Genomic DNA, 11,475 nt, shown 5'->3' with positions numbered 1-11,475 from the left:
GGTTGCTGATTGTGTATATAATGTCCGCTGTCTAAAAATTTATATTTTCCATATTCAGTTTGTGATACATAATCTGACAGTAATCCTCTCCAATCAGCGTCTGTAACTTCTTTACCATCAGAGATAAAAAAATACATAGGTGTGTTGACAGGAATATTGTTTGCTTTTACCTTTTTCGCATTTTCTGTTAAATATTTAATTTCATTTAACATATTCTTGGTATAGGAGCTTTTATAAAATAGAGCCAAAAGCACCTGTTTGTCCTCAGCTGATAAATTGTTTGATTTAACTAAAGGGAAGGATTTTTCCAGCTCATTCTTTGACATAAACCTGGAAAGGCCAATTCTTGATATGAAATACATGAATGATAATTTAATCCCGGGTGGTAATTCGAGATAGTTTTCAACAAAATCAGAAACCAGTGGATCAATTCCTATAATTGCCTTAACTTCACTGGGATATCTTTGAGCCCAATAAATGGCTTCCAGACCAGACATGGAATGTGCAACAAGTACATAAGGCCCTTTTTTTCCGGCGAGCTCTAAGGCCTTTCTTGTTTCTTCAAGTAGAGTATCTATATCTCTTGGATTGTTTGAGGTCTCACTCCAGCCATAACCAGCCCTTTCAACAATTACTATTTTATAATCATCTTTTAACCTCATCCATAAAGGTTTAAAATCAATTATTGGACAACAGGTTCCATGACCGGCTAAAAATACCAGGGTGCTATCACCTTGTCCAGCTGCATACACATGTATGCTTTTATTATTCACCTCAAACAATTTACCTGGGGGCGGATATTCGATATATTCCTGGTCTAATTTATTTTTATGATTTATGGTAGCAGCAAAGAGAAAAAGTGTCATTATGATTATTATACCTAATAATATAATTCCAAGGATTGTAAAAAATTTCATTTTAACCTCAGTTTGGTATAAACAGATATTTTGAATTATATAACAAAAATTAAATAATTGAAAATATTACAGCAGTTTTCCTTTCTAATGTGCAAAGGAGATAGCCTGTTAAAATGCGGTTTCATAAATTATTTTCTATAGATTTGTATTATAATTACTAAAATAACTGATAATAAAGAAAAGAATATTTTTAAAAACAATATTTCAAAATGAGCTCTTTTATATTTTTTATGATAGTAATGATTGAATTTTTTAACAAAAAAGGAAATAACAAAAACTATTTTAATAAAATCAATGATGAGTAGATTATAAAAAGTTTGACAGAATATTTTTTGTGTATTAAAATGAACATGGGTTCAATTGAATTAATATTCATATAATCCGATATTCAGGAGCGTTGTACAGGGAGGAATATTTAATGGCCAAGATTATTGATAAGTTGAAAGAAAGGGTTAATGAAGCAGCTTTTCGTCTTTTTGCTGAAAAGGGCTACTCTCGGGTAACTATGAAAATGGTAGCAGGTGATGTTGGAATATCGGTAGGTACTCTCTATAACTATTATTCTAATAAGCAGGATTTGTTTATAAATGCCAGTAAAAAGGTATTTGACCAAACCTATTTAGCCTTAGAGGAAATGCTTGAGAAAAATGCGGATACCTATGAGTTTTTATCAATACTATATGATGAGGTTGTAAGATTACAGGGATTCAGCCGGGAACTGTTGAGAGATAAGATCAATCACGAAGCAATTGATGAGATAAAAAAACATCTGATGACCTTGATGAGGTCTTTGTTTTATAAGGTAAAAGTTACAGAAATTGAGAACATTCCGGACCGGGACAAGGATAGGACTATTCGGATGCTATTTCTGGCTATGCATGATTTTGCCCGGGAATATCCTGATGACCGGGAAGGAAATATTGAGTACTTCTGTCGTTTGAGAGAAATAATCAAATAAAAAATTTATTCATGACTGAACCTTTATTCATTTAAATATAATTTCACAATACTTATTGATATGAAGGAAAAGAAAGGAATATGCAGAATTGTCTTTAAACCATAAAATACCTGGTAAGGAGGGTTATTAAAATGGGAATTAATTTTAATTTTGCCAAAAAATATGCTGCTGAGCAGATAATAAAACAGGCTCTTAATTATTTAGAAAAAGACCCGGAAAAAAATCTCCCGAAGGTATTGGAACTGGCTGATAAGGTTGCCCGCACTGAAAAACACCATGAACACATTGCTGCAATCAGAAAGTCCTATAATACCAATCCTGCTATCAGACAGTTTGTCAGGAGATTGACCATGGTAGCACCCAGCTATAAAGACGGGATGATTATGAACTTTTTTGTCAACTCCGCCTTAATGGGAATACCCAGGCAATACGAATTAGCTAAAGAGCTGCAAGCAGCAGTACCCTGGACTATCCTGATTGACCCTACCAGTGCCTGTAACCTGAGCTGTACCGGATGTTGGGCAGGTAAATACAAGAAGAGCGACAGTCTGGATATTGATACAATTGACAGGATAATTAAAGAAGCTAAAGAACTGGGAATCTACTTTATCGTACTCTCAGGTGGAGAACCCACTGTCTATCCGGATTTATTTGAAATATTCCGCAGACATCCTGATGTAGGGTTTATGATGTACACCAATGGCACCTTAATTGATGATGAGATGGCAGATAAGATGCTGGAGGCAGGCAATATCAGTCCGGCAATCAGTCTGGAGGGATTTCGCGAGTCTACCGATGCCCGCAGGGGAGAAGGTACTTATGATAAGATTATGGCTGCCATGGACCGACTGCACAACCGCGGCATTATCTTCGGCATCAGTGTCACTGTCACCAGACAAAACGCTGATGAGCTCTTTGCAACTGACAATTTTATTGACCATATGATTGACAAAGGGGCAATATACGGCTGGTCATTCCATTATATCCCTATCGGTAAAGATACAGAATTAGAAATGATGATTACACCTGAACAAAGAGCTCAACTGGCTTACAGGGTTCCTGAGATACGCAGAAAAAAACCCTTTTTCTTAGCTGATTTCTGGAATGACGGTACCTTTACAGGAGGATGTATAGCAGGGGGAAGAAGATATTTCCATATCAATGCCAAGGGTGATGTAGAGCCATGTGCATTTGTTCATTTTGCAGTAGACAATATAAAAGAAAAGAGTTTAAAAGAAGTATTACAGAATCCCTTATTCAGGTCTTATCAAAAAAGACAACCCTTTTCCAAGAATATGCTGGCACCCTGTCCTATAATAGACCAGCCTGATGCCTTACGTTCTATTGTCTTAGAGTCAGGAGCCAAACCTACACATCCGGGAGCAGAAACTGTCCTGATGGGAGATATTGCCAGATTTTTAGATATTCTTTCTTATAACTGGCAGAAAGCATCTGCACCAATTAATAAACAGAGAAATAAAAAGACAAGAAAACATCAGGAAAAGTTTGAGAAGGTATATTAATCTTAAGCTGGAATCTGCCAGGCAAGAAAACAGCAAAAAAGAATATTATAATATAAAAAATAATAATATAAATAAAATAATATTTTTATAATAAAAAATACAAGAAAAAATAAAACTTGACATTACTCCTTATTAGTGCGATAATATGTAATCACATAGAGATAAACAAGAATGTCATAAGCTAAAAGGCTTAGTATATCAAAAGATAAATTTCTTTGTGAGAAATGATATCCAGTAATTAATAAAATAGAGACTTTTCTATCTTGCCGTATTTTACCTCTAAATAAAATTTTACTGTAATAAATAAGAAAAAAGGAGGTAAGGAATATGGAAGGTAGTAAACTTTATGTAGGAAATTTAAATTACACTGTGACTAACCAGCAATTGGAAGAACTTTTCGCTAATCACGGCACTGTTAAAAGTGTTAATATTATTGAAGGCAAAGGTTTTGGATTTGTAGAAATGTCTTCTTCAGAAGAAGCCACTAAAGCCAAAGACGCATTACACGACACTGATTTTAGTGATCGTCCCTTAAAAATTGACGAAGCAAAACCACAAAAACCAAGAAGAGATTTTAACGATAACCGCAGACGCTATTAACTTTTAGTTAAAATATACTGTAAAGAACCCTTTTAGAAGATAAGACTATAAGACTAAAAGGGTTCTTTTTTGTAGGAATGATTAGTACAATTCTGCCTGAAGCCACAAAATAAATCCAATCAAAAGAAAAAGTATTATTTGAAATTTACCAGAAGCTAAATATTCCTGATAAAAAATAACAGTTCTGTCGAAAAAGAAAAATAGAAGTATTTAGTACATTTCAGGAGATATAAAATTTCTGGAGGATGAATTAATGAATATTAATAAAATAGAAGATCCCCCTGTTGACTTTCTTGTTTCAGGAGTTAATGTGTTTGGGGAAGAAATAAAAGAAGAAATAGAAGTAGATAAAATCTTAAGTAAAAGACAATGGGAAAAATCAATTACAGCAGTAATTGCTAAAAAAAAGTCGCCGGTTAAGTTATTCACCAATAGAGGCATTCAATTGGATGATCCGATTAAAATGTACCTCAGAGAAATTGGGCAAACAAAGTTACTGACTGCAGATAAAGAGGTTGAGCTATCCAAGAGAATAGAAAACGGAGATGAGGAAGCCAAAAGAATTCTCATTCAGTCAAATTTAAGACTGGTGGTTAGTATTGCCAAACGGTATGTAGGTAAGGGTATGCTTTTTCTGGATTTGATTCAGGAAGGGAATATAGGGTTAATGCATGCAGTTGAAAAGTTTGATTATCAGCTGGGAAATAGGTTCAGTACATATGCCACCTGGTGGATCAGACAGGCTATGACCCGTTCAATTGCCGATCAGGGAAGAACGATTCGTGTTCCGGTACATATGGTAGATACTATCAATAGATTAAAACGCTCATCCCGAAATCTTCTGCAGGAACTAGGCCGGGAACCAACAATAGAAGAGATTGCAGAAAAGATGGAATTGCCATTGGATAAAATTAAGGAAATTCTCAAAAAAGCCCAGCAACCTATTTCCCTGGAAACTCCAATTGGCAAGGAAGATGACCGTCTTCTGGGAGATTTTATTGAAGATGAAGACTCGCCTGCACCTCCAAAACTTGCATCCAATACTTTATTGAAAGAGCAGATGAATAGTGCATTAAATACCTTAACCCAAAGAGAAAAGGACATTCTGGAATTGAGGTTTGGTATAGCCGGAGGATATCCCCATACTCTGGAAGAAGTTGGCCGGAGGTTTGGGGTAACCCGTGAAAGAATCAGACAGATCCAGGAAAAGGCAATTCGAAGGTTGAGGCATCCCAACCGGAGCAGAAAATTACGAGAATACCTGGATTAGATATAATATTAATTATCAATAAGAATAATTTAAAGCATTATTGTAAGGGTAATTTTCATAAGTTATGATACATCCAGGGTATTATTGATGATTCAGGAAAATCAATTTTAGAAAAAAATAGAAGAAAACAGAGAAATTGAGCCCTAATGTTTTTCCAATAATAATAATTTCTGATAATGAAAACGAAAAAGAAAATATTAGCTAGAATTGTCAGTGTTATGAAAAAGTAAAGCAAAATTAATTATTTCTAATTTCTGTTTAGTCTTATAAACTTATAAAAATGCAAAAATAAAAAAATTATTAATAACACTTTAATAATAAAGCTAAATTATAAATTAAGTATTTATTATTTATAAATCATAGATAGCATCAAATTCTATATTATTTTTACTCAATACATCTTTTATTTTTTCCAAATCATCAGTATAAAAGCTTAGACATATTCCACAATCAGAACTGAGATGGCGGGGAACCGGAATCAATTTAACCTCAATCTGCTGTTTTTTAGACAGGCTTTCTGTCCTGATTGCAGCACTGGTGGAATAGAAAATGACCACATTTTTTTTCTTAATTTCATCCATTTGCTAAAATCCTTTCCTGGTTATTTCTCTGATGCTATTTTGCGTACCGCATAGATTGCTTGCTTTACATCATCAACAGTATTGAATAAACCAATACTGAAACGAACAGTTCCTACCGGAAAAGTGCCAATAGTTTTATGGGCAGAAGGGGCACAATGCAATCCTACCCGACACATAATATCATATTTCTCATCCAGTTTAAAACCGATATCAGAGGGTGATTGCCCTATAATAGTAAAAGAAACTACAGAAGATCTTTCTCCTGAATCATCTTTGCCATATACTGTTACACCCGGGATTTGCTTCAAGCCGAAAATTAGTTTTTTACACAGATGAAGTTCATATTGATGTATATCTTTCACTCCTTTTTTTAGTATATAAGAAACTCCGGCATGTAATCCTGCTATTCCGGCAATATTAGGAGTTCCGCTTTCATATAAATCCGGCAGGAAATCAGGGTGGTTCTCTGATTCTGAGCGACTGCCTGTTCCCCCAGTCTTGAGAGGAGTAATCTTGTGAATATCTACGTCTTTCCCTATGACTAACCCTCCGGTTCCGGTGGGACCAAAGAGAGATTTATGCCCGGTAAATGCCAGCAGATCAATATTGTCTTTTTCCATGTCTATCGGGTAGGCACCGGCAGTTTGTGCTGCATCCACCAGAAACAAAATATTATTTTTTCGGGCAATTCGACCTACCTCTCCAATAGGTAATAATGTCCCTGTTACATTAGAAGCATGGTTTAACACAATAAGTGTAGTATTTTTATTTATTGCCTTTTCTATATCTTCCGGGTTAAGAGAACCATCTGCAGAGCAGGGGATAGCTTTTATTTGAACACCATTTTTTTCTAACTCACGAAGTGGCCGCATTACCGAATTATGTTCAATACTACTGGTAATCACCTGGTCTCCTGAATGCAAAAATCCTTTTACTGCCAGATTAATTGCCTCAGTAGCATTGGAGGTAAAAACAATTCTTAAAGGATCCTCCACATGAAATAATTCAGCTATATTTTCACGACACTGGTAGAGGATTCTACCGGCTTCAATGGATAATCGATGACCGGAACGTCCCGGGCTAGCCCCAATATTATTCATATAATTAATTATTGCTGCAGATACCTCTTTCGGTTTAGGAAAAGAGGTAGCAGCATTATCAAAATAAATCATTATTTTCCTCTCTTTTTCAATTTTATTTAGTTATAATTAACAGATATTCATCTTCCTGTGCTTTTACTTCTACTTTCCAGCCGGCATTGTTAGCCATGCGGGAAACATTATCTTTGGCGGTTCCGGTATCAACTATTACTTCTAAAATACCTTCTTGAAGTTCTGCTAATTTTTTCTTAACTTTTACTACCGGTAGTGGACAGGAAAGTCCTCTTACATCAAATTTTTCACTCATTTCGAGAAATCCTCCTAATTCTTTTTTACTAAATCACTCATACTGTATCCAATAATCAGACAGATAATTAAACCTGTTATGACTGCTGCTGGCCCCCAGGCACCGGGTCCTGCTCCGGAGCTGGCAGTAGCAAAATTATGAGCAAATCCTGCTCCAAAAATCATGCCCAATACAAAAATTGCAGCATCAGCATCTCCTTCACCGGAGAGGAATAGCTGTCTGCCGGGGCATCCTCCTGCCAGCGTAAAGGCCAGACCTGCCAGAACCATTCCTCCAAAATTCCAGATTTGGCTGGTATGGGCAATTGGCTGACCCTGGAATCCCGGATTAAACTGCCCTAAAACCATATTACTTACCCAGGCTGTTATTACAAGACTGGCAACACCGGTAAATAGATAATTATCTTTGATAAGAATAACATCCCTGGCTGCAGCAACTGTACAAAATCTGGTTCTTTGAGCAATAAAGCCAATGGCAATAGCTATGGCAAATGAAATCAGGACCGGAGCAAATTGAGAACCGGGTCCTTCGCTGCTGAAAAAGACTGCACCGGTGGGTAATTTGGTTTGAAAAATAAGTAACAGAAAAAGTCCGGCCATAATAAAGGGCATTATCCAGCCAAACAGTGAACTGGTTTTCCGGTTACGCCCCAAATCGTAGCCTGATTTGATAAAGAAAATACCTATTGAAATTCCGGTGACTAATCCTGCTATTCCGAATAATGCATTACCATCACCACCGGAAAGGCGAAGCAATGCTCTCCAGGGACAACCCAAAAAGACTAAAGAGCCAATCATGGCTAAAAATCCTAACAAAAAACGAATTAAAGGTGCAGAACCTGCGCGTGGTTTAAATTCTTTAAAGATTAAAGCAGCAGCCAGAGAACCAAGGACAAATCCTATAATCTCAGGCCTGATATATTGAACTACTGCTGCCCTGTGGAAACCTAAGGCACCGGCAATATCCCGCTCAAAACAAGCTACACAGATGCCCATATTGGCAGGATTGCCCAGTTTTTGTAAAATGGTTGCTGCTATACCGATAAAGGCACCGGTAAAGATAATGGATTTTCGGGAAGAAAAAAATTTTTTTAACATCAACACTTTTTCCTTTCTATTTATACTTTTATGAATTTTTATAAAATTATCAAAATAAAAATAATTAGTTAAATATGAGCAATTAAATAGGGAAATTTATTGATTAGCATTATCAGCTATAAGAGAGAGCTTATTGAGATGATAAAATTAAAATCTTTGATATGATTGAAGATAGTAAATGGTGTTTAATTTTAGCATTAGATTGTATAGTGATGATATAGCCGACCGCTATTTTTTCATAAAATAACGTCAGCCAGGCACAAAGAAAACAAAATCAGGAAATCCATTTGTCATCAGGTTATTATACTTGTTATGATGGATTAAGGATTTCATAATTTACTTCTCTTTCAAAAAAATAAAAAAATAATTGATATATGAAGTACGAAAAAGATTATTATTAGTTAATTAATTTTATAAAAATTACATTATCCTGTCAATTTATTTTTTTTGACTTTTAATATATTTTCCCATATAAAAGCTTTTTTTAATTCTAAATAATAAGGTTAATTTTCCGGATTTGTTACATAAAACTTATACAGCAATGTTTGATTAAATACGAAATGTATAATATAATAATCTAAAATTTATAAAACAAATATTGTTCTCCGAGCTATTTTACCTAAGATTTTAAATTATGGTAAATAGACGATAGGGAATAAGGGGAAACTTTTATTCCTCCCGTGTTTGGAAAGGAGGCTTGATATCACAGTATCAGAATAATTTTGTGCCAACACCAAACGGGGTGTTGGTTTTTTATTGTTTGTAATATTTGAATTTGAAATTAAATTAGAAAGGAAATTGTTGCAAAATGAAAAAAAAGATAACTATTGGTATATTTATTCTATTGATCATCTCAATGTTTTTTGTCAGTTTAGTATCAGCTGCTGAAAATATCAAACTGGCAACTACAACCAGTACGGATAATTCGGGCTTGCTGGATGTTTTATTGCCGCCCTTTGAGGAAAAATACGATATCAAAGTTGATGTAATTTCTGTTGGTACCGGTGCTGCTATTCAACTTGGTGAGAATGGAGATGTGGATGTTGTATTGGTTCATGCCCGGGCTGCTGAGGATGCCATGGTTGAAGAAGGTTATGGGATTAACCGCAGAGATGTAATGTATAATGACTTTATTATTGTCGGACCTGTTGATGATCCGGCTGGTATCAGCGGTGAGAAAGATGCAGCCGCAGCTCTTAATAAGATTTCCAGTTCTGAAGCCTATTTTGTTTCCCGTGGAGATAATTCGGGTACCCATATAAAAGAGCTGGAATTATGGCAAAGTGCAGGCATTAAGCCGGAGGGCGACTGGTATCTGGAAATTGGTCAGGGCATGGAAGCAGCCTTGTTAGTTGCCAATGAAAATATGGGATATGTTCTGGCTGACAGAGGCACATTCCTGGCTACCAAAGACAAACTGGATCTGGTTATTTTATCAGAAGGAGATTCAAGACTATTTAATCCATATGGTGTGATTGCCGTAAACCCGGCTGTTCACCCTCATGTAAATTACATGGAGGCTATGCAGTTGATTGCCTGGATGACCTCTCCGGAGGGACAGAAAATAATTGGGGAATTTAAGGCACATGGTGAAGTACTATTTTTCCCCAATGCCATCTAAGTAAGCGGCAAGTTTTTACAAAACTTATTATTTTACAATACTGGATGTTTTAGGAAGGAATTGTTTTCTCCCTAAAACATCCTTAATTATCTAAATATTGAATCAGGAGATATTATTTTGAGCTTTATTATTGAAGGATTACAAAAAGCCTTTGCATTGATATTATCTTTAGATAAAGAGGTTTTCCAGATTGTTTTATTTTCCCTCAGAGTATCCTCAATTGCAATTCTTTTTTCCTCCTTAATAGGTGTGCCACTGGGGTTTGTAATTGGATCAAAAAATTTTTGGGGGAAGAAATTTATTGTTGTTTTATTAAATAATGCTCTGGCTATACCTACTGTTGTAATAGGTCTTCTTGTATATTCCCTGATTTCCCGGGTAGGGCCATTAGGGTATTTTGGCCTATTGTATACTCCGACTGCCGTGATTATTGGACAATTTCTACTCTCATTGCCTATTATTATTGCTTTAACCCATTCGGCTATCCAGGGGATTGATATTAAAGTAAGACATACTGCTCTGACTTTAGGTGCAACAGAAATGCAGGCAGCCTGGGCAATAATTAAAGAAGCCCGTTTTGCTGTTATGTCTGCGGTAATTGCAGGTTTTGGAAGAAATATCGCGGAAGTAGGAGCTGCAATGATGTTGGGAGGAAATATAAAAGGGTCTACCCGAACAATGACAACGGCTATTACCTTAGAAACCTCAAAAGGTGAGTTTGGTTTTGGTATTGCCCTGGGAATACTTCTGTTACTGATTTCTTTAATTATCAATATTATTTTAAGCTATTTCCAGAGTAAGAAGATATAGGTAAAGATATGAATAAAAAAGTTTTACTTAAAATTGAAAAAATAAAAAAGAGTTATCAGAACAAAACAGTCCTTGATATCGATTCATTGTCTTTTGAAAGCAATAAAATATATGCAATCGTGGGGCCTAATGGCTCTGGTAAAACAACTTTGATTAATATACTAAACTTATTGGATAAACCTGATGAAGGAATAATAATCTTTAGAGGGAAGGATATCAGGCAATACTCAAAACAGGATATTTTGAAAATTAGGAGGAGAATGACTTTAGTACACCAAAAACCATTCTTATTTCAAACCAGTGTTTTTAATAATGTTGCTTATGGATTAAAGTTAAGAGGGATAGCAACCGAGAGTAATAGAACAAAAATAATGAATTCTTTATCAATAGTGGGCCTCACTGATTTTGACAAAAGAAATGCCCATCAATTATCAGGTGGTGAAGCCCAGAGGGTAGTTATTGCCCGAGCTCTGGCTTTAGAGCCGGAAATACTGTTTCTTGATGAGCCCACATCTAATATAGATATGAGACATATTGATGTAATTGAAAGAATTATTAAAGAAATAAATCAAAAAATGAAAACAACAGTAGTCTTTACAACTCATGACCTGTCACAGGCATATCGCCTGGCAGATGAGATAATATCCTTACTTGACGGGAAAATTGTACCTCATGTACCGGAAAATATTTT

Annotated in this window: 12 protein-coding genes and 1 riboswitch; of the genes, 7 read left to right on the top strand and 5 right to left on the bottom strand. The window is 35.4% G+C overall.

Annotated features, from left to right (window positions below):
* Nucleotides 1-917: alpha/beta hydrolase (locus tag PHQ99_06270; protein MDD4289175.1), on the bottom strand; the 917-nt coding region annotated here is incomplete at its 3' end.
* A 418-nt stretch (nucleotides 918-1,335) separates the two neighbouring features.
* On the opposite strand from PHQ99_06270, the gene PHQ99_06265 reads away from it, so the two are divergent.
* From PHQ99_06265 to rpoD, 4 genes are all read left to right on the top strand, one after another.
* Nucleotides 1,336-1,875 (top strand): helix-turn-helix domain containing protein, encoded by a 540-nt coding sequence (locus PHQ99_06265; GenBank protein ID MDD4289174.1) that lies wholly within the window; start codon nucleotides 1,336-1,338, stop codon nucleotides 1,873-1,875.
* Nucleotides 1,876-2,006: 131 nt separating this feature from the next.
* Nucleotides 2,007-3,398 carry a radical SAM protein gene (locus PHQ99_06260; GenBank protein MDD4289173.1) on the top strand — a complete coding sequence of 464 codons (1,392 nt, stop codon included), beginning with the start codon at nucleotides 2,007-2,009 and terminating at the stop codon, nucleotides 3,396-3,398.
* Nucleotides 3,399-3,725: 327 nt separating this feature from the next.
* Nucleotides 3,726-3,998 (top strand): RNA-binding protein, encoded by a 273-nt coding sequence (locus PHQ99_06255; GenBank protein MDD4289172.1) that lies wholly within the window; start codon nucleotides 3,726-3,728, stop codon nucleotides 3,996-3,998.
* Between the two features lie 253 nt (nucleotides 3,999-4,251).
* A complete protein-coding gene (rpoD, locus tag PHQ99_06250) occupies nucleotides 4,252-5,268 on the top strand; it encodes an RNA polymerase sigma factor RpoD (GenBank protein ID MDD4289171.1) in 1,017 nt (338 codons plus the stop codon).
* A 350-nt stretch (nucleotides 5,269-5,618) separates the two neighbouring features.
* On the opposite strand, the gene PHQ99_06245 is transcribed toward rpoD, so the two are convergent.
* Genes PHQ99_06245 through yedE form a run of 4 tightly spaced genes read right to left on the bottom strand, consistent with a single transcriptional unit; the run spans nucleotide 5,619 to nucleotide 8,353 of the window.
* Nucleotides 5,619-5,849, bottom strand: coding sequence for a DUF3343 domain-containing protein (locus PHQ99_06245; GenBank protein MDD4289170.1), 231 nt, complete (start codon nucleotides 5,847-5,849; stop codon nucleotides 5,619-5,621).
* A gap of 20 nt (nucleotides 5,850-5,869) precedes the next feature.
* Nucleotides 5,870-7,021, bottom strand: a complete 1,152-nt coding sequence (locus PHQ99_06240) for an aminotransferase class V-fold PLP-dependent enzyme (protein MDD4289169.1) — start codon at nucleotides 7,019-7,021, stop codon at nucleotides 5,870-5,872.
* Between the two features lie 22 nt (nucleotides 7,022-7,043).
* Nucleotides 7,044-7,256 carry a sulfurtransferase TusA family protein gene (locus PHQ99_06235; protein MDD4289168.1) on the bottom strand — a complete coding sequence of 71 codons (213 nt, stop codon included), beginning with the start codon at nucleotides 7,254-7,256 and terminating at the stop codon, nucleotides 7,044-7,046.
* Between the two features lie 14 nt (nucleotides 7,257-7,270).
* Nucleotides 7,271-8,353, bottom strand: a complete 1,083-nt coding sequence (gene yedE, locus PHQ99_06230; protein MDD4289167.1) for a YedE family putative selenium transporter — start codon at nucleotides 8,351-8,353, stop codon at nucleotides 7,271-7,273.
* 591 nt (nucleotides 8,354-8,944) lie between these two features.
* A riboswitch (molybdenum cofactor riboswitch) is annotated at nucleotides 8,945-9,064 on the top strand.
* A gap of 97 nt (nucleotides 9,065-9,161) precedes the next feature.
* Here yedE and PHQ99_06225 point away from each other — a divergent pair.
* The 3 genes from PHQ99_06225 to PHQ99_06215 form a co-directional block, all read left to right on the top strand.
* Complete coding sequence (locus PHQ99_06225) at nucleotides 9,162-9,974, top strand: extracellular solute-binding protein (GenBank protein ID MDD4289166.1); 813 nt, start codon at nucleotides 9,162-9,164, stop codon at nucleotides 9,972-9,974.
* 117 nt (nucleotides 9,975-10,091) lie between these two features.
* The gene (locus PHQ99_06220; protein MDD4289165.1) at nucleotides 10,092-10,784 is read left to right on the top strand and encodes an ABC transporter permease; all 693 of its coding nucleotides are present in this window, start codon (nucleotides 10,092-10,094) and stop codon (nucleotides 10,782-10,784) included.
* Between the two features lie 8 nt (nucleotides 10,785-10,792).
* The coding region (locus tag PHQ99_06215; protein ID MDD4289164.1) for a phosphate ABC transporter ATP-binding protein at nucleotides 10,793-11,475 on the top strand (683 nt) is incomplete at its 3' end.

The organism is Atribacterota bacterium (assembly GCA_028703475.1).
Taxonomy (GTDB): domain Bacteria; phylum Atribacterota; class Phoenicimicrobiia; order Phoenicimicrobiales; family Stramentimicrobiaceae; genus JAQVMU01.
This window is presented reverse-complemented; position numbering and strand designations above follow the sequence as displayed.